Below are 18,295 nucleotides of genomic sequence, written 5' to 3' on the forward strand. Positions count from 1 at the left end.
CTCACTGGTTTTCTTGGCCCGCTGTTATATTTTTCAAACCTTCAGCCCAATCCATTCCTTGAGCTAACCATTTCATTTTAATGTTATGCCCGCCTTTGTGGAGACATAACTCCATTTCTTTTCCCGTTGCACATCCCCGCCATATTTCGCAGGACATATCATCAAGGGAAACAACTTCGGGATCACCTTCACAACGATTTGTTTCTTGCCAGATACGCACGCCTGTTTTGACATCACCTTGGTGCCACCGCGCACCGATAGGTCGCCCTGTCATCGGCACAACACGATCTGATACCCCGTGAATATGACGTATGTTTACTGGGTTTTCACACGCAACGGGATGGGGACGCCAGAATGAGCCAGCAACCGGAAAGAAGGCAGAAAATTCTTCGCCCATATAACAAGCAACATCCCAAGCCATTGACCCACCTTGGGAAAAACCTGAAACCCATAAACGATCTTTATCAAGCTTATGCCGAGACTTCACATCACTTAGAATATCACTGGTAAAGGAAATTTCATCACGTCTTTCGCTCGGTGCTCCGACATTCGACCAACTACGATTGAGACCATCGGGAATAACGAGCATCACCCCTCGTGAAGCAGCCAATTTCAATAAAGCATTATTCTTCAGCACAAGATCTGCGCTCTGCCCATAGCCGTGATAATAAAACAGTGTCGGATACGGCGCTTCGGCTTCGTTTTCAGCTTCATTTTTAGCTTCTGGCATAACTGTGATATAGCGCCCTGACCCGAGAACTCTTTCCTCTACCTTTGAGCCTGCCTTTACTTGCGGGCTCGCAGCTTGAGATAGGGAAGCGAGAAATAATCCACCGAGCAACAGTCCAATAACAACAAGAGCTTCAATTCGTTTCATAAAATCTCCAACTGAAAACGCGGTATCGTCAAACCCCGCTTATTTATCAATTAGGCGAGCTTGACGACTTTTCCACCTCACAGGAAAACAACTTTTAGTTATGCCCGCTAAAAAGAGAGCTTTTTTATCGTGAAAAGCGGATTAACTAAGATTTAAACAGTCAAACCTTGCCGAAACGCTGCTAATGGTATTTTCTACAGAAAGATTTTGAACTAAAAAGCTGGACTGAAAATGAGAGATTGTCTCTCTTATTACTCAGTCGAATTGAAAAGCATGGTCCATTTAAAAAACATAAAAGTACTTGGTATTGAAACCAGCTGTGATGAAACAGCAGCGGCCATTGTTGATAGTAACCACAATATTCTCGCCAACAAGGTTCTTACCCAGCTAGAAGAACACAAGCCCTATGGCGGTGTCGTTCCTGAAATTGCCGCGCGCAGTCACATGAACCACCTTGATCGCCTCATCAGATCCGCGCTGGAAGAGGCCAACCTAGATTTTGATCAGTTAGATGGTATCGCGGCAACAGCAGGTCCTGGCCTGATCGGTGGTGTTTTTGTCGGTGTCATGACAGCCAAGGCAATCGCGGCTGCACGCAAACTGCCTTTCCTTGCGGTTAACCATCTCGAAGGGCATGCGTTAACCGCCCGCCTGACAGAAAAAGAAGCCGCCAGCTTTCCCTACCTTCTTCTTCTCGTCTCTGGTGGGCATTGCCAGCTCCTCGCCGTAGAAGATGTGGGACGTTACACCCGACTGGGCGGCACCATTGATGATGCCGTGGGCGAAGCTTTTGATAAAACAGCTAAGATGATGGGTCTTCCCTACCCGGGGGGCCCTATGATCGAGCAGATTGCCAAAAACGGTGATCCCAAACGTTTTGATCTGCCGCGCCCGATGAAAGGGCGTCCGGGGTGCGACTTTTCTTTTTCAGGTTTAAAAACTGCCATGCGCAAACAGATCCTTGAGTGCGCCAGTAACGAAAGAAGCGAAGAAGCAGATATTGCGAACCTAAGCACCCAAGACAAAGCCGATCTTGCGGCTTCGTTCCAACTGGCCGTCGGCGATGTACTTGTTGATCGTTGTAAAAAAGCCATGGATATCTTTCAGGATACCTATGGCCAACCAGGACCATTGGTCGTCGCGGGCGGGGTTGCGGCAAACTTGGCACTACGAGCCCGCCTTACAGAACTGACAGATACCTATAACACCAGCTTACTGGCTCCACCGGTTAAGCTCTGTACAGATAACGGTGTTATGATTGCGTGGGCCGGGTTAGAGCGTTTGCGTCTCGGCCTGACAGACTCGTTGGACTTCGCCCCTCGTCCGCGTTGGCCGCTTGATCAACTCACGGGGGTAGATACCGCAAAGTCATGACAGAACAGCCGGCGAAAAAAATTGGTGTTCTCGGGTCTGGGGCATGGGGTACTGCTCTGGCCGCTGTCGCGGCTGAGGCAGGAAATGATGTTATTCTCTGGTCCCGCAATGAGAACGTTGTTTCTGATATTAACAACGATCACGAAAACAAACTCTACCTGAAGGGCGCCGACCTTAACCCTAGAATCACAGCAACAACAGAAACATCCAACCTTCAGAACTGTGACGTTCTCTTACTGGTCGTGCCTTCTCAACACTTAGGCTCTGTACTAAAAGCCAGTAAGGATCAGATCAACCCAAACACACCACTTGTTCTTTGCACCAAAGGTGTTGAAATCAAAAGCGGCCTCCTCATGACCGAGATGATTGCAGAGATCCTCCCGAAAAATCCTCTTGCCGTGCTCTCGGGCCCAACCTTTGCCATTGAAGTTGCCAACAAGCTGCCAACCGCAGTTACACTTGCCTGTGCAGATGAAAATCTGGGTAAAAGTTTATCCCTAACACTCAATAATCGCTCCTTTAGAATTTACCAATCTCTTGATCCTATCGGGGCCGAGATTGGCGGTGCAGTAAAAAATGTGATCGCGATTGCCTGTGGCATCGTCGAGGGCAAAAAACTAGGTGACAATGCTCGTGCGGCCCTGATCACTCGCGGTTTATTTGAAATTGTGAAACTTGGCCTTGCAAAAGGCGGGCGACGGGAAACCCTTATGGGGCTATCGGGGATGGGTGATCTGACCCTGACCTGCACAGCCACACAATCCAGAAACTATGCACTTGGTAAAGCCTTGGGTGAAGGTATCTCGATAGAAAATTACCTAAAAGGTCGAATTACGGTCGCCGAGGGTTTAAGCTCCAGCAAGTCGGTAACAAAACTCGCCCAAAAACTATCTATAGACATGCCAATTTGTCATGCTGTTTGCGATATCCTTCATAATGATGCAAATATTGACGCAACAATCGCCCAACTTCTCGCCCGCCCTCAAAAGGCAGAGGCATAAAATATTCAACACTTTGATTCACTAATATTAGGGAAATATCCAATGAAATTTATCTTTTCATGTGTCGATAAAAAAGATCACGCCCACGTCCGCGCCGAAAACCGTCCAGCCCATCTGGAATACCTCAACAAATTCATCGACCATATTGTTGTGGCAGGTCCGACACTAGGCGCTGATTACGAAAGCATGACCGGTAGCCTGCTGATCCTCGAATTTGATGATGATACCGCAGCTCAAGAATTCGCCCTCAACGATCCCTACAATAAAGCAGGCCTGTTTGAGCAAGTGACCATCACCCCTTGGAAACAGGCACTGCCGAAGTAAGTTCACGAAGCTACAGGATTAAACAGCATTGCTTTAGAATATTTAGCTATGCTGTTTCTCCATTCTTAATTCTAAAGAATCCATCAATGATCAAAATTGCAGTATTTTGTTCTCTATTCATCTTCAGCTTTTCAATCAACGCTATTGCTTCTGAAAAAGAAGCTGATTTTAAGACTTATAAAGCATCCTGCGATAGCGGCGATAATTATAGTTGCACAATAGTTGGCGCAATGTACATGATTGGTAAAGGCGTTACACAAAGTGATGAAAAAGCTTTTTCCTACTACCTAAAATCTTGTGAAAATGAAGATTTAGCAGCCTGTATTGCCCTTATCGCAGCAATCCATGAAGAACGGGGTTTTAAAGAAAACCTGATCCCGATTTTAAGGCTTGGTTGCGATAGAGAAAATGCAGAAATGTGCTTTGTTTTGGGAAGTGCTTACTTAAATGGACAAGATGTAGAACCGGATGATAATATCGCTTTCAACCTGTTAAAAAAATCTTGTGATGGTAAGAACACATATGGATGTAATGGGCTTGCTACAATGTACATTCTTGGCAGAGGAGTCAAAAAGGATTTCAATAAGGCCTCATCTCTGTTTAAAAAAAGTTGTAAAGAAAAAAACGGTCAAGGGTGCTATGGCCTAGGGCAGCTTTATTATCATGGCATCGGTGTAACTAAAGATATTAAAAATGCCCAAATGCTAATAAAAAAAGCCTGTGATCTAGGTGATGAGCACGCCTGTGAAAGTACGCAATCAAAATAAACCTAATATTTTTTAAGCATAATCTCATGCAAAATTGCACTAGACTCAACGCAGCTTCACTTTACGACAAAATCATCTAGGAGCATGCTTTGGCATATTGGCTAATGAAGACAGAACCCGGTAGCTGGTCATGGGAGGATCAGGTTGCCAAAAATATTGAGCACTGGGATGGTGTTCGCAACTACCAAGCATCGAACAATATGAAGGCGATGAAGATAGGGGATCGCGTATTTTTCTATCACTCTGTCAAAGAGAAGAAGATCGTCGGGATCATAGAGGTTTGTAAAGAATACTATCCGGACTATACGGATAAATCAGGGCGCTTTGGAATGGTCGATGTCAAAACGCTTTACCCCATGACCACGCCTGTCAGTTTGGAAGAAATCAAAGCTCATCCCGAATTGCAGGACATGGCTCTTATCAAACAATCACGTCTTTCCGTCATGCCCGTAAAGGATAAAGAGTGGAACATCATATGTGGTATGGGAGATACAAAGCCTACTTAAACAAGCGAAAGATTCAAAGCTATGATACTAGATGAATCGCCCGATCTGGATTAGATAAACCGATCTAATCTTTCGCTAAAACCTTACCAACTGCTTCTTCCAAAGCCGTTATCAATCCCTGATCCTCTTCACGGCCATTGCCTTTGATTTTTTGTGAAATAATGACGCGCATCGTATTCACATGCACTTCTATCAAATCCAGACGCTCACCTGCTGCTGCATTTTCCTGGATAAAATGACACAGTGACTTTGCCGCCATCGTCAAAAGCGGATAGCTAAATGTTGCTGCCTGCCCCTTGATATTATGGCTCACGGTATGGATTTCTTTTATGCAATCAGCAGCTTTAGTGGTATCCTTTTTTGCGATCTGAAGAAACTTAGAAATACGTGCGACTTCTTCGCTAACCAAAATTTCATAGTCATCTTCCATATTTGAAAGTGCCCGTTCTGCTTTCTCAACGATATCCTCAAGTTCAGGACCACCCTCTGATGGTACCTTTGGCTTCAGATTGTTGGTTGGCATATGCAATTTCACTTCCACTTTTACGTCCTGTATATTTCTGAAACGACCACTATTCGACCCTAATATTCGATCCGGGTTTCAGGCATATTATCACCTAGTTTACAGGATGAAACCTTAATCAAGTACAAAGCAAATTATCTCCAACCCTAATTCAACCAACAGTCGTTTTATCTTTTAAAACCCCGAGTTAACTGACTTATCCTTCAAGCCGTCTGTGAAAATCGTCGCAAAGGTTGATCGGTAATTGGCCAGTGAACCATCGCAGCAAAAACACCGAGGAAGATCGAAGCCCACCATACCAAATCATAGGATTGGGTAGAATCATACAAAACTCCGCCCAACCAGACGCCGATGAAGCTGCCGACTTGATGGCTAAAGAAAACAAAGCCAAACAAAGTTCCCATATATTTTGGGCCAAAAATTTGAGCCACCAGACCTGAAGTCAAAGGTACAGTACTCAGCCACAAAAGTCCCATGACAAATCCAAAAACAAGAAAGGATACAGTGGAAGCCGGGATCAAAATAAAGGCAAGAATAGCAACAGAACGTGCCAAATAAATGCCTGAAAGCAAATATTTCTTCCGATAGGCACCGCCTAAAGCACCCGCTGTGTATGACCCAAAAATATTTGCGAGCCCAACCAGCGCCAAAGTCCAGGCCCCCACTTCCGGCGCCAGACCTTTATCGATCGCATAAGAGGGAAAATGAACAGTAATAAAGGCCAGATGAAACCCACAAACAAAGAAGCCTGCGATCAATAACCAGTATCCCCTATGTCGTGAAGCTTGTTTCAAAACATCAACCATGGACAAAGAATTTTCGGGCGAAGGGCTTTCAGATATAGCCAATTGATCAGAAACGGATGAACCGCCCCGAAGAAAATAGGCTGCAGGAATGATTAACATCAAAAGCCCTGCCAAAATTAGCAAGGCATCTTGCCAACCAAAACTTTGTAACAAACTACTGCCAAAGGGGATAATAAGGAACTGTCCCAAGGATGCCGATGCTGTCGCAATCCCTAGTGCCAGCGACCGCTTTTCTTCAGAAACAGAGCGTCCGATAACGGCGAGGACAACCCCAAAGGTGGTACCACTCAAGCCGATGCCAACAAAAAATCCAGGGCCTAAATGCGAGGCAATTGGCGAATAGTCCATAACACCAAGGACAATACCCCCAGCATAAATCAACGCACTCAACACCAAAACGCGTCCGGCACCATAGCGGTCAGCAACCATCCCGGCAAAAGGTTGTGCTGCTCCCCAAAGTAGATTTTGCAACGCCAACGAAAAAGCAAGGACCTCTCGTCCCCAGTTCAGTTCATCCGAGATCGGCTTTACAAAAAGGCCATAGCTTGACCGAACCCCAAAAGCCAAACAGAGGATGAGACACCCTGATAGTAGAACGACCCATACAGGCCTAGAGGACGAAATAGATTTGTCAGCACTTGTCATAGGAATCAGCTCACTCAGAGGGCGGGGATAAATAAAGACGAATTTTAGTTAAGAAAAACAGCCACCAATCCACAAAGCTGCATCCCAGAACTTGGTACCAAAAGCCTCAATAGATCCAGGAAACACGACTATAATCAAAAAACAAAAGATTATAATAGCGAACAATATCAATAGATGTCGTTTAACAGGGCTCATAGTAAACATTATACTCTCAGTTATTGAATTCACCAATTGAATCAAATTAATCTCTCGCCTTAGATTTTATAATACCTTCGCCCCGCTACGGTTTCTGCATAAATTACGATAAATACAAAAATCACAGTATAATTCTTTTCACCTTGCTTTAACTTCTTCGCATTACCCTAAATAATTATTTTGCGCTCTCAGGAATTAAGAGAGTCAACAAAACTTGGGGACCCGATGAGCAACGAAAGTTTAATAAGTTCCTTACGCCAGGAACGCGATCGTTTTCTCGCTTTTGCTTTTTGTCGAGCAGATCTTCTGCTTGAGCTATCAGAAAAACGTGAAATCGTCTTCATCAGCGGAGCAACACAAGCCATCTTCGGGCACTCAGTTAAAGAGCTGATCGGCATGTCGATTGATGATCTTGTTTTACCCCATGAAGAACCTGTTCTAAAGGGCCTGCTTTCTGGCATGGTTGGCGGTGTCAGGCCTAACCCGATGAATCTTGACTTTAAAAACAAATTGGGAAAAGCCCAACCACTTTCACTCACAGGCTATTATGTTGAAGATTTGGAAAAGCACTATTTCTTATCTTGCAAATTACCTGCCGCAGTAGCCGCAACATCCCCCAAAAGCGCCCGTGAAGCAGGCGGTACAGTTATCCATGACAGGGTAAGTTTTGGTAAAGTGGCAGCAGAGCATCTAAAAGCCAATACCGAAGATAAGCTCACATTTATTGAACTTGAGAACTACGACGAGTTTGCAAAAAAACTTAACAAAGACACGCGACAGGAACTGTCTGAAACAATCAACAGCTATCTTAGAGCCAGCTCATCAGAAGCCAACTCAGCAGCTTCTTTCGGGAATGGTAAATACGGCCTGATTAGCCGACCTGACCTGGACATCGAAAAATTAACTGATGAAATTTCAAAGCAAGTAAAAGCCGCAGACCCCAAAGGAGTTGGCCTCAAAGTCGAACAGGCAAGTATCGCTCTTGCAGACAGCGGTATCTCAGGCGGCAACGCCGCACAGGCATTAAGCTTCATGATCCAGCAGTTCGCTCATGACCAAAGCGAAAGTTTCAGCCTAGAAGATTTGGCTCATTCTTTGCCTGAAATTCTTGCGCGCATCAAAAAAACAGCCGAGCGCATCATCAGAGTCACCGAAGGCGAAGACTTTATGATTGTCTTCCAGCCTATTGTAGATTTGAAGACCCGAGCGATTCACCACTATGAAGTTCTGGCCCGCATAAATGACGAAACAGGGTCACCACAAGAATTTATAAGATCAGCCGAGGATTTAAACCTCATCAAAGGCTTTGACCTCGCCATTTGCCGAAAAGCAATCAAATGGATACAGAACAACCCAAGCAAACAGTTTAACCGATCAATTGCTATAAATCTTTCCGCAGCTTCGATAGGGGATGCTGATTTCATTACACAGCTCACCCCTTTATTGGACCCGTTGAAAGACACACCAGAAGCCTTGTTATTTGAAATTACCGAATCAACCAGAATACCAGACCCGGTTATTGCTAATGAAGCAATGCAAGTCCTTCGTAACCTCGGCCACAAAGTATGTCTGGATGATTTTGGAGTCGGCGAAGCTTCCCTTCAATATCTGCGCCAATTTCAGGTCGATGTTCTCAAAATCGATGGAAGCTACGTTCGGGATGCTCTGGAAGACGAAACTTCTGCTCATATTCTCAAAGCCATTGCTGATCTTTGTCGAAAGCTGAAAACAGCAACTGTTGCCGAAATGGTAGAGGATGAGGAAACAACTAAGCTGTTGATCGAGTGCAACGTTGATTTCGGACAAGGTTATTATTTTGGGCGTCCCTGTAACGACATCAGTATTTTTGAAGAACCCGACAAACCGCGTACCGTTGTTCGCCGCGGAGAAACCACAGAAAGTTGGTCCTAGAACTCATTTTAAAGCCCTTTCTCGCTAAATTTTTTCTGTAATTCCTCTTAAATTATTATTTTTTCGACCACTTAGGTTTAAACTTTACCCCACAACGAAAAGCGAATGTGAACAGCAATGAATGCTGCATCGCAATATAATTTTCATTAACATGACAATAGCTTATCGATTATTTCCAAATTACCCTTGAGAAATCAGGAAATTCCGTAAATAATCCCTCCGAACAAAAAACCGCTGATAAAAATAAAGCAGCGCAACAATAAATAAGAATATAGGGAGACCGAAAGATGTCGGACGCCACTGTTTTTCCCGTACCGGAAGACCTCGCCCAAAAAGCATGGGTAGATGAACCCCGTTACCTTGAGATGTACCAGCAATCCATCGAAGATCCCGAAGCTTTTTGGGCTGAACATGGTAAACGCATTCACTGGTTCAAGCCCTTTACCAAAGTCAAAGACGTAAATTATGGCCCCGGAGATGTTCATATTCGTTGGTACGAAGACGGCACAACAAACGTCTGCTACAACGCGATTGATCGCCACCTGCCGACGAAAAAAGATGACACGGCAATTATCTGGGAAGGCGATGATCCCAGCGAACATGAATACATTACTTACGGGCAGCTTCACGATAACGTAAGCCGCTTTGCCAATGCCATGAAGGCACGCGGCGTGAAAAAAGGTGACCGCGTCACCATTTACATGCCAATGATTCCCGAAGCCACCTATGCCATGCTGGCTTGCGCCAGAATTGGCGCGGTTCACTCCGTCGTTTTTGGGGGCTTCTCACCAGATGCCCTTGCAGGCCGAATTCAAGGCTGTGAATCCAACTGTGTGATCACGGCTGACGAAGGCTTACGCGGCGGGCGTAAAGTGCCTCTCAAAGCCAACACAGATAAAGCGCTGGAATCCTGCCCCGATGTGGATACCGTTTTTGTTGTCAAACGTACTGGCGGCGACATTAATTGGGATGACAAACGCGACATTTGGTGGGATGAAGCCTGCGCCGCAGCTGACAAAGAATGCCCCGCCGAAGAAATGAAAGCCGAAGATCCGCTTTTCATTCTTTTCACATCTGGTTCTACTGGCAACCCAAAAGGTGTTCTCCATACAACTGGTGGCTATCTTGTCTATGCGTCAATGACACACAAGTACGTCTTTGATTATCATGATGGAGATATTTACTGGTGTACGGCGGATGTTGGCTGGATTACGGGACATAGTTATATTGTTTACGGACCGCTTACCAATGGCGCAACGACACTTGTTTTTGAAGGTGTTCCAAACTATCCGACAGCATCCCGGTTTTGGGAAGTATGCGACAAACACAAGGTAAACATTTTCTACACCGCCCCAACCGCAATCCGCGCCTTGATGCGCGAAGGTCTTGATGCAGTCAAAAGAACATCTCGTTCTAGCATTCGTCTTCTTGGAACAGTGGGTGAGCCAATCAACCCTGAAGCGTGGATGTGGTATCATCAGGTTGTTGGTGAAGGTCGCTGTCAGATTGTTGATACATGGTGGCAAACTGAAACAGGCGGAATTCTAATTACCCCACTACCGGGTGCAACACCGCTTAAACCTGGCTCTGCGACAAGACCATTTTTTGGCGTAAAACCTTTGCTCGTCGATAATGATGGTAAAGTAATCGAAGAGGCTGGCGAGGGAAATCTTTGTATTTCTGACTCATGGCCCGGGCAGATGCGGACGCTTTATGGTGATCACGAGCGTTTTGTACAGACCTATTTCTCTACTTACGATGGTCTTTATTTCACAGGCGATGGTTGCCGCCGTGATGAAGATGGTTATTACTGGATTACGGGACGCGTTGATGATGTTATCAACGTTTCTGGTCACCGTATGGGAACTGCAGAAGTCGAATCCGCGCTTGTTGCTCATGCAAAGGTCGCCGAATCTGCTGTGGTCGGCTATCCGCACGACATTAAAGGACAAGGCATCTACGCTTACGTCACGTTAAATGCAGGTGAAGAGCCAAGCGAGGAACTTCGCAAAGAACTTGTCGTTTGGGTAAGGAAAGAAATCGGACCCATTGCAACACCCGACATGCTGCAATGGGCACCCGGATTACCAAAAACACGCTCAGGTAAAATCATGCGCCGTATCTTGCGCAAAATTGCAGAAAATGACTATGGCAGCTTGGGGGATACTTCCACGCTGGCTGACCCGTCTGTCGTTGATGATCTTATTGAAAACAGAATGAATAAATAAACTATTCTTCGTTTTATCAGAAAGGCAGCTTCTCAGGAGCTGCCTTTTTTGTTTTAGACTGTCTCAATCAAGCTGGTTCTTTCCACTGTTCCTTCAAGAAATCAAGCAACACACGCAGCTTCAACGGCACAAAATCAAGCTTTTGATAATAGAACCACATTTCAAAGGTTTTGCTTTTTAAATCTGGCAGGACCGGAACCAGATCACGTCTTTCAATCTCGTCTTGAATAATCAATGCAGGGATATAGACAATACCCTGCCCCTGACAAGCCGCCGCAATCAAAGCTTCTGTATTGTTACTGGAAAGCCGTCCAAAAACATCAGCTCTAATATCAACCTGATCCCCGCAGTCAAAGTGCCAGGTGGTAGCCTTTATGTTTTCACCGTACAGCAAACATGCGTGTGATTTCAGGTCAATACTTTTGCACAAGGGTTTACTCGCAGCCAGATAACCCGGGCTGGCAAAAAGCTGATTATAATAGCGACAAAGCCGCCGCCCCACATAAGCCATGGAATCAAAATCATCAATTTGCCGTGCCAGAGAAAGATCAACCCCAGCCAAAGGCAGGGTCTCATAGGCCGCAGATTTCAATTCAATATCAATGTCAGGGTTTCTTTTCAAAAAAGATCTCAGAACCGGCAACAAGACCCTATTCAACAGGGGCGAAGGTGCCGCAAGCGTAAGACGTCCGCGCGGATTTTGCCCCAGATCCTGCGTTTCATCTAACAAAGTCTGCCACTGACTATGCAAAGAAACCATTCGGTGATAAAAATTACTTCCTGCTTCGGTCAAGGTAATACGGCGAGTGGTTCGCCTTAATAGCTGCACCCCCATGGCAGCTTCTAATTCCGATATCCGTTTACTGATAACCGATGGACTGACGTTCATTATACGTGCCGCCGCGGCCATCGTATGATTTTCCACAACCGTTTTAAAAATCAAAGCGCGCTGAAATGAATCCATATTCGTTCCAAAATGAGAATAAACACTTATCAATTATGTTAATTGCTCTCATTTATTTAAGCAATATAATGCCTCGTCATTTATACGAACCCAAAGGACAAGACGATGTATGTTGTTGAGATTGTGAGCTGGAAAACGGCACCAAACGTAACCGATCAACAGATGACTGATGCCGTTCAGGCAATGGTTCCCGACCTCGAAAAACTACCCGGATTCAGGTATCAGTCCCTCTCAAAAGATGATGATGGTCTATGGATGGATATTTACTATTGGGACACCAAAGAAGATGCCCATCAATCAAACGACCTGATGGCGAACAAACAGTCTTTGCAAGACCTTATCCCTCTGATTGATATGAGCAGCCTGAAGATAGATGTTTTGACGCCCCATCAAGAATCAGGCCTGATAAGCTTTCCCCAATAACAAGCTGCAAACCACCATAAATACAAATTCTAGGGCGGTGCGCCTCATTAATGGTGCACTGTGCTGTTTCTCAGATCTTTCTACACCAAGCCTTCATATATCTTTTTATCCGGGTCGATTGCCGCGCGTTCTTTTTGACGCATCATTTTCCAAACCTGAAACAGAGCATCCGATAACTTGCTTTCTCCGGCAATCGGGGTTGCGTTTGGATCGCTTGTGATATTTCCCTGATTCATCTGCGCATAATAATCACGCCACAACACAGCAGCAGATTCGTCCAATCCCTGATCAATCATGATCTGAAGCCAGTCATCTTCGGGCAGCGATAGAGATGCGATATGTTTATTCAGAACATTACGTCCGGCTTCAACAATATCGTCCAGACTATAGGCTTCTGGCCCATGCAATTCTAACAGGCTATAGCCCGCAAGCGGATCAAGGGCCGCCGATACCAGAATGTTGACAAGATCGTTTCGCGCCACCATCGCATAGCTTTGCTTCTCAATAAAAAAGCTGGGAAGAACAGAATGATGCTTGGCCATCGCCATACCGGACGCCAGATTTTCCATAAGATAAGCAGTGCGGATAATCGTCAGGTCTTCACAAATGTCTTTGAGATCGCTTTCCAACTGCCCAAGCGTATCCGTCCAGCCAAGTTTTTTTTCTGCGCCCATCGCTGATAACAGCACAATTTTTATCTCTCGCGCTTGATCAGCCCGTAAATCAGAACCACCGGAAGACAGCGCATCCATCAAGGCTGATCGATAGTCATCCACAGCGCCCAACAAACCCTCTTCACTTAAAAAGGGCGGCAAGATAACAATGAGTGTCTGCACGCCAGAAAGGGCCTTTGTCCAACTGGCTGCATGTTTGGGGTCACCTTCATTTACCTCAACCCCACGACCCCGCCATAAGTCGCGACAAGCGGCATCCGCAGTTAAAACCCGAACCAATTGTCCTTGCCCAACCAACTGCTCTGTTACCGCGCGTCCAATGGGGCCACCTGAATCTGCCACAAGGTACATCTCAAACTCCCTTTAGATTAGGCTTTCCTTATCTCTCTCCTGATCCGGGCAATCAAGAAACAAAAAGACGCACGAAGGTTTTCTTTTGGAACTGTTGGCAAGGATATTGTTTTTATTTTGAACCCAATAAAATGATAGACTATTTATGAGATGGTTTTTCTCTCTACCAACACATAAAACCACGACCTACCCCTAATCAGAAAGTGACCAATGCGATCAACCTGTCCTATTTCCCAAACACTGGAAATTCTGGGTGATCGCTGGACCCTTCTCGTCATTCGTGACCTGATGTTTTTTGGTAAAAGCCAATACAAAGAATTTTTGAGTTCCCCAGAGAAAATATCGACAAACATTTTGGCTGATCGTCTCAAGCGCCTCGAGCAATCAGGTATTATTGAAAAAACATCCTATCAGGATAATCCACCGCGTTATGAATATCACCTCACTCAAAAGGGACAGGGCCTCCGCCCGCTCATACGCGAAGTGACAACCTGGGGGCTGGAACATATTGAGAATACCGAGATACCATTGGATGCACTGAACAAAGAGACTTCCGAGACCTAGCCTCCCGATTGATCGACTAGCTTTAACGAACTGCGATCATCAGAGCTTAAAACTTCACTTATCAGTCTTTTAAAACTACTACAGCGTCAAAAAAACGACCGATTAATTTACAAACAAAATAACACCAAAGGTTGTGCATCAATCAATTTTATATAATGTTTAAATTGTTACCGAACTTCTGCTTTCGACCCAAAGCGGACATACATGATACGGTGCAAAAATGGATAATATGACTACAATAGAAGGAGGCATTTCTCATGTAGAGTTTCCGTCTGTAAATTTCGACCAATTAGGTGCTTATCTGAAGCAGACATTGAGTTAATGAGGCTAGAGGGCGAGCTTTCCGCAATCAAAGAGGCCTCATCAAAACAAATAGAGTTGCAAAAAAATACAAGGATCAGCACACAACTTTCTGGTCTGTTAAGGAAATGGTGTATAGAATCCACATAGAAAAGCGGTTTTGCCAAAATATCATAAGGAGTTTTAGACTAAGGATGGCATCGGCAACGCAACTCATAGGGCTTGTAAAAAGCCATGCCGAAGGTGACGCCAGTCGTTTTTACGACCTAGCGATGCAGCTGTCTGCGACCGAAGCTCAGAAGGGACATAAACGTCTTGCTGAACAACTGCGCCAGTGGGCAGAAGCGGGACAGAATGCACAACCTCATTCTCCCAAAATGCCAATCCCAATTGCAGCGCCAAAAGGTGATCTCGCCGAGTTTATAGCTACAAGCTATCCTCCAACACGATTGAACGATGTTATTTTGCCCACTTCAATCGAGTCAGAACTCGCACATATCGTCGTCGAAACTCGAATGCGCGAGAAGCTTGAAGAAAAGGGCCTAAAGCCCAGACGCCGTGTCTTACTGTCAGGTCCTCCCGGCACAGGCAAAACCCTCAGTGCTTATGCATTGGCTGGAGAACTTCAATATCCGCTCTTCACAGTCATGCTACATGGATTGATCACCAAATTCATGGGCGAAACCGCGCAAAAGCTTAAACTGGTTTTTGACGCGATTAAGACCACGCGCGGTGTCTATTTGTTTGATGAAATTGATGCCTTGGCGGCGGCTCGCGGTGGCAACAATGATGTTGGTGAGGCACGTCGTATTCTCAACTCATTTCTGCAATTTTTAGATGAAGATACTGGTCCTTCCATCGTCATCGCGACCACCAATCTTCCGCAAATTCTTGATCGTGCAGTTTTGCGACGTTTTGACCTCGTTTTGCCGTATGACATGCCCGATGCAACTGCTATCAAACAAGCGTTGGAACGCCGATTGATTGGCTTCACCTTTGGTCGAGTCAGTTGGAAGCGAGTCACAGACTGCGCACTCGGATTGTCTACGGCTGATATTATTGTTGCGGCCGAGGATTCCGCTCGACGTGCCGTTCTCTCCGGTACAGATAAAATTACGACCCAGGAATTGATCGATGCCCTCTTACGCCGTCGCTCACTACAAAGAATAGGAACAGACGACGATGGCGAGAGATCTTCCACACTTTTATCTCAGGGATCTCGGAGTAACACACCCGTTTCAAGCAAAGGGCGGCGGGGGCGGCAACAGACCAAGTGATGTTCCCAGTCGGGCGGCTCATGCCCAAGCTCTCCTTCAAGCAATCGATGCCCTACCTGATATTAATCAGACACAACGATCGGGTATCTACCTTGAAGTCACCAGTCGGCCTGATGAACACCTAAAAATTAAAAGTCTTGATGCTAGCGGCTTGACGCTCTTGCGGTATAGCGACCGCACAAATACCGACGATAATCGCGAAAACGCAACAGTCTTTGCGACTGCCAAAGGTGTCGAAAAACTCCGTAAAAAGGTTGACGAATTTCGTACCGAAAATACCAAAGATCGCGTAAAAGATGGGGTGGTAATCCTAGGGCGTCCCAAAAACGCTGATCTCGTTCAAAGTGTCTCCGCAATTACTGAAGCCGGACTTCGCGCCTTATGGCGCAGCCCTTCCAATAGGTTTCCAGAAGAGCATGGCACTGCGAACTGGGAAATTTGGCTTGAGCCAACGGAGGCGGAAGCATTCATTGCAGGCGCCCAAGCCTATGACGTTGTAATAGCTGCTGATCGCCTAGAGTTTCCTGAAGATGTTGTTGTTATAGGCCACGCAACATGTGAAGCTCTAGCCTCGGCAGTTCGTAGGCTGGCAGGTGTCCGTGCCTTGGCAGCGCCGACGATTACTGCCGATTTCTTTGACGAACAACCTGTCGACGAACAAGCCCAATGGGTCAGCAACCTCCTTCAAAGAACAAGCTATCCCCTACATCCTGACCTAGGCTATATTGCTTTACTCGACACTGGGGTCAGTCGTGCCCATCCTCTGATCAATCCCGCGTTATCTGTCGATGATCGTCATGCTGCAGATCCTGCTTGGGCAATTGACGATATCAAAGGCCACGGTACTCAGATGGCGGGACTGGCCCTTTATGGAGACTTGACACCAAGGCTTCATGATCAATCTAACCTTGAGATCAACTACAAGCTGGAATCCGTCAAGTTACTCCCCGACGCGAGGGAGAACCCGCACTACCTTTTGGGCGCTGTCACAAGAAATGCAGTCAATGTCGTTGAACAAAATCATCCACGTCGACGTACTTATACAATGGCCAGCACCACGGGGGAAGATACACCTCATGACGGCGCACCAACATCTTGGTCAAGCGCAGTCGATCAGCTTGCATCTGGTGCGTCAGGTGAAGTCGATACTAAACGTCTCTTTATGATCTCGGCAGGTAATACCAACAACTTTACTTTTGGTGCGGGCGACTATCTAGAGACATGCGATCACGAAGACAACGAAATTGAGTCACCGGCACAATCCTGGAATGCTCTATGCGTTGGTGCCTACACCGAAAAAACACAGCTGCCGCTTACAGAACCTGGTAATGCACTTGCCTCATTCGGTGATCTCTCTCCTTCTTCCAGAACCGCATCATGGAGCTCGCACTGGCCGTTGAAACCTGACGTCGTGATGGAAGGGGGTAACTGGGTTATAGGGGCCGCGCCACCACCAATGCGGCATGGCTGGCTTTCGCTCCTAACAACCCACCATCAATATCCACTCCGTTCATTTACTTTCTGTCATGACACGAGTGCGGCGACGGCGCTAGCGGCTAAGGCTGTGACAGAACTTTGGTCTGATTACCCCACTTTATGGCCTGAGACTGTACGAGGATTGTTTGTTTCCTCCGCACGGTGGACACCTCAGATGAAAACTCATTTGCCCGCCAATCCTCAAAAGGGGCACTATACGCCACTTTTCCAGAGATATGGGTACGGTGTGCCAGAGTTAGCTCGGGCGCGGCGCAGTGCATCTAACGCGCTGACGCTCATTGTTGAAGACGAAATCACGCCTTATAGACTGTCAGAAAAAACGAAGAAGCCCATTCACAATGAAATGCGGCTCTTCACTTTGCCGTGGCCAGTTGAAGAACTACGCAGACTTCGTAATGCTGAGCTGACACTACGTGTCACGCTCAGTACATTCATTGAGCCCAACCCCTCTGAACCTTCCCGGGGATCTAAATATCGCTATGCCTCCCATAACTTGAGGTTCAAGCTCAACCGCGCTGATGAAAATGCGCAACGGTTCATGGCGAGGATCAGTAAACTAGCCGAAACCCCAGCTGGACCTAAAAGCAATGAAGAAGATTTGTGGGAATATGGTAGCAATCGTCGCGATGTTGGCTCCATCCATATTGATCAGTTAACATGTAAAGCGTCTGACTTAGCACGCCGCAATCTTCTTGCTGTCCATCCTGTAGAAGGCTGGTGGAAATCCAAATCTCGACTTCGTGATGAGCTTCCCAAATGTCGGTATGCACTTATTATCGAAATCGATGGCGAACACTTACAAACAGAACTATACGCCGAGGTTAATGCTGCAATCGAAGCATTGATAGCTACTCAGACTGTTATCAGTGTCTGATAATTTGGTGCTTTGTCTTGAATGGACTTAATTGTCCACAGTAAGAACACCCTGATAAGTGGTCCGACTGCTAGCAGCGTTTAGAAAAACTCGGTAAACCTATTTTTATAATCAGATACATTTTGATCCCCAGGCTTGGGAACTGTGTCGAGTTCTTAATTCCTGCTTACATCACCGTTGTATGGTCCGCCTCTGGCATTAAGCAGCTATAAAT

16 protein-coding genes are annotated in these 18,295 nt (G+C 46.1%); 11 read left to right on the forward strand and 5 right to left on the reverse strand.

The genetic code is table 11. The features are described 5' to 3' along the window. Position 1: 1 nt before the first annotated feature. Positions 2–877 carry an alpha/beta hydrolase family esterase gene (locus ACN0QW_RS08880; RefSeq protein ID WP_417430673.1) on the reverse strand — a complete coding sequence of 292 codons (876 nt, stop codon included), beginning with the start codon at positions 875–877 and terminating at the stop codon, positions 2–4. Between the two features lie 291 nt (positions 878–1,168). On the opposite strand from ACN0QW_RS08880, the gene tsaD reads away from it, so the two are divergent. The 5 genes from tsaD (at position 1,169) to ACN0QW_RS08905 (ending at position 4,849) form a co-directional block, all read left to right on the forward strand. After that, entirely contained in the window at positions 1,169–2,251 is a 1,083-nt protein-coding gene (gene tsaD / locus ACN0QW_RS08885; protein ID WP_417430945.1) for a tRNA (adenosine(37)-N6)-threonylcarbamoyltransferase complex transferase subunit TsaD, read from the forward strand. Then, a complete protein-coding gene (locus ACN0QW_RS08890; protein ID WP_417430675.1) occupies positions 2,248–3,252 on the forward strand; it encodes an NAD(P)H-dependent glycerol-3-phosphate dehydrogenase in 1,005 nt (334 codons plus the stop codon). The genes tsaD and ACN0QW_RS08890 overlap by 4 nt, the downstream gene beginning before the upstream one ends. 42 nt (positions 3,253–3,294) lie before the next feature. Next, positions 3,295–3,576, forward strand: a complete 282-nt coding sequence (locus ACN0QW_RS08895) for a YciI family protein (RefSeq protein ID WP_417430677.1) — start codon at positions 3,295–3,297, stop codon at positions 3,574–3,576. Positions 3,577–3,662: 86 nt separating this feature from the next. Beyond that, positions 3,663–4,343 (forward strand): tetratricopeptide repeat protein, encoded by a 681-nt coding sequence (locus tag ACN0QW_RS08900; RefSeq protein ID WP_417430679.1) that lies wholly within the window; start codon positions 3,663–3,665, stop codon positions 4,341–4,343. Positions 4,344–4,432: 89 nt separating this feature from the next. Next, positions 4,433–4,849: an EVE domain-containing protein gene (locus ACN0QW_RS08905; RefSeq protein WP_417430681.1), complete on the forward strand. Its 417-nt coding sequence runs from the start codon at positions 4,433–4,435 to the stop codon at positions 4,847–4,849. A 64-nt stretch (positions 4,850–4,913) separates the two neighbouring features. Here ACN0QW_RS08905 and ACN0QW_RS08910 read toward each other — a convergent pair whose 3' ends face one another. Together ACN0QW_RS08910 and ACN0QW_RS08915 are read right to left on the reverse strand one after the other, a co-directional pair. After that, a complete protein-coding gene (locus ACN0QW_RS08910) occupies positions 4,914–5,390 on the reverse strand; it encodes a hypothetical protein (RefSeq protein ID WP_417430683.1) in 477 nt (158 codons plus the stop codon). Positions 5,391–5,575: 185 nt separating this feature from the next. After that, positions 5,576–6,823 (reverse strand): MFS transporter, encoded by a 1,248-nt coding sequence (locus tag ACN0QW_RS08915; RefSeq protein ID WP_417430685.1) that lies wholly within the window; start codon positions 6,821–6,823, stop codon positions 5,576–5,578. 420 nt (positions 6,824–7,243) lie between these two features. Here ACN0QW_RS08915 and ACN0QW_RS08920 point away from each other — a divergent pair, with 420 nt between their 5' ends. Together ACN0QW_RS08920 and acs are read left to right on the forward strand one after the other, a co-directional pair. Continuing rightward, positions 7,244–8,929 carry an EAL domain-containing protein gene (locus tag ACN0QW_RS08920; RefSeq protein WP_417430687.1) on the forward strand — a complete coding sequence of 562 codons (1,686 nt, stop codon included), beginning with the start codon at positions 7,244–7,246 and terminating at the stop codon, positions 8,927–8,929. A gap of 287 nt (positions 8,930–9,216) precedes the next feature. After that, positions 9,217–11,157, forward strand: coding sequence for an acetate--CoA ligase (acs, locus tag ACN0QW_RS08925; protein WP_417430689.1), 1,941 nt, complete (start codon positions 9,217–9,219; stop codon positions 11,155–11,157). A gap of 67 nt (positions 11,158–11,224) precedes the next feature. On the opposite strand, the gene ACN0QW_RS08930 is transcribed toward acs, so the two are convergent. Continuing rightward, the gene (locus ACN0QW_RS08930; RefSeq protein ID WP_417430691.1) at positions 11,225–12,121 is read right to left on the reverse strand and encodes a LysR substrate-binding domain-containing protein; all 897 of its coding nucleotides are present in this window, start codon (positions 12,119–12,121) and stop codon (positions 11,225–11,227) included. A gap of 105 nt (positions 12,122–12,226) precedes the next feature. Here ACN0QW_RS08930 and ACN0QW_RS08935 point away from each other — a divergent pair, with 105 nt between their 5' ends. After that, positions 12,227–12,544, forward strand: coding sequence for an antibiotic biosynthesis monooxygenase family protein (locus tag ACN0QW_RS08935; protein WP_417430693.1), 318 nt, complete (start codon positions 12,227–12,229; stop codon positions 12,542–12,544). A gap of 80 nt (positions 12,545–12,624) precedes the next feature. On the opposite strand, the gene ACN0QW_RS08940 is transcribed toward ACN0QW_RS08935, so the two are convergent. Continuing rightward, on the reverse strand, positions 12,625–13,569 hold the full coding sequence (locus ACN0QW_RS08940; protein ID WP_417430695.1) for a hypothetical protein: 945 nt from the start codon (positions 13,567–13,569) through the stop codon (positions 12,625–12,627). Positions 13,570–13,779: 210 nt separating this feature from the next. Here ACN0QW_RS08940 and ACN0QW_RS08945 point away from each other — a divergent pair, with 210 nt between their 5' ends. The 3 genes from ACN0QW_RS08945 (at position 13,780) to ACN0QW_RS08955 (ending at position 18,081) form a co-directional block, all read left to right on the forward strand. After that, positions 13,780–14,133 (forward strand): winged helix-turn-helix transcriptional regulator, encoded by a 354-nt coding sequence (locus ACN0QW_RS08945; RefSeq protein ID WP_417430696.1) that lies wholly within the window; start codon positions 13,780–13,782, stop codon positions 14,131–14,133. A gap of 494 nt (positions 14,134–14,627) precedes the next feature. Then, positions 14,628–15,710, forward strand: a complete 1,083-nt coding sequence (locus ACN0QW_RS08950; RefSeq protein ID WP_417430698.1) for an AAA family ATPase — start codon at positions 14,628–14,630, stop codon at positions 15,708–15,710. Further along, entirely contained in the window at positions 15,616–18,081 is a 2,466-nt protein-coding gene (locus ACN0QW_RS08955) for a S8 family peptidase (protein WP_417430700.1), read from the forward strand. The genes ACN0QW_RS08950 and ACN0QW_RS08955 overlap by 95 nt, the downstream gene beginning before the upstream one ends. The last annotated feature ends 214 nt before the right edge of the window (positions 18,082–18,295 follow it).

Origin of the sequence: Kiloniella sp. (assembly GCF_048259265.1) — a bacterium.
Lineage (GTDB): Bacteria > Pseudomonadota > Alphaproteobacteria > Kiloniellales > Kiloniellaceae > Kiloniella.

What these genes read in the sequence shown, in the direction of transcription:
- ACN0QW_RS08935 (WP_417430693.1), top strand. Translation starts at nt 12,227, where the DNA reads ATGTATGTTGTTGAGATTGTGAGCTGGAAAACGGCACCAAACGTAACC.
- ACN0QW_RS08900 (WP_417430679.1), top strand. Translation starts at nt 3,663, where the DNA reads ATGATCAAAATTGCAGTATTTTGTTCTCTATTCATCTTCAGCTTTTCA.
- ACN0QW_RS08890 (WP_417430675.1), top strand. Translation starts at nt 2,248, where the DNA reads ATGACAGAACAGCCGGCGAAAAAAATTGGTGTTCTCGGGTCTGGGGCA.
- ACN0QW_RS08955 (WP_417430700.1), top strand. Translation starts at nt 15,616, where the DNA reads ATGGCGAGAGATCTTCCACACTTTTATCTCAGGGATCTCGGAGTAACA.
- acs (WP_417430689.1), top strand. Translation starts at nt 9,217, where the DNA reads ATGTCGGACGCCACTGTTTTTCCCGTACCGGAAGACCTCGCCCAAAAA.
- ACN0QW_RS08950 (WP_417430698.1), top strand. Translation starts at nt 14,628, where the DNA reads ATGGCATCGGCAACGCAACTCATAGGGCTTGTAAAAAGCCATGCCGAA.
- ACN0QW_RS08880 (WP_417430673.1), bottom strand. Translation starts at nt 877, where the DNA reads ATGAAACGAATTGAAGCTCTTGTTGTTATTGGACTGTTGCTCGGTGGA.
- ACN0QW_RS08930 (WP_417430691.1), bottom strand. Translation starts at nt 12,121, where the DNA reads ATGGATTCATTTCAGCGCGCTTTGATTTTTAAAACGGTTGTGGAAAAT.
- ACN0QW_RS08920 (WP_417430687.1), top strand. Translation starts at nt 7,244, where the DNA reads ATGAGCAACGAAAGTTTAATAAGTTCCTTACGCCAGGAACGCGATCGT.
- ACN0QW_RS08915 (WP_417430685.1), bottom strand. Translation starts at nt 6,823, where the DNA reads ATGACAAGTGCTGACAAATCTATTTCGTCCTCTAGGCCTGTATGGGTC.
- ACN0QW_RS08945 (WP_417430696.1), top strand. Translation starts at nt 13,780, where the DNA reads ATGCGATCAACCTGTCCTATTTCCCAAACACTGGAAATTCTGGGTGAT.
- ACN0QW_RS08940 (WP_417430695.1), bottom strand. Translation starts at nt 13,569, where the DNA reads ATGTACCTTGTGGCAGATTCAGGTGGCCCCATTGGACGCGCGGTAACA.
- ACN0QW_RS08895 (WP_417430677.1), top strand. Translation starts at nt 3,295, where the DNA reads ATGAAATTTATCTTTTCATGTGTCGATAAAAAAGATCACGCCCACGTC.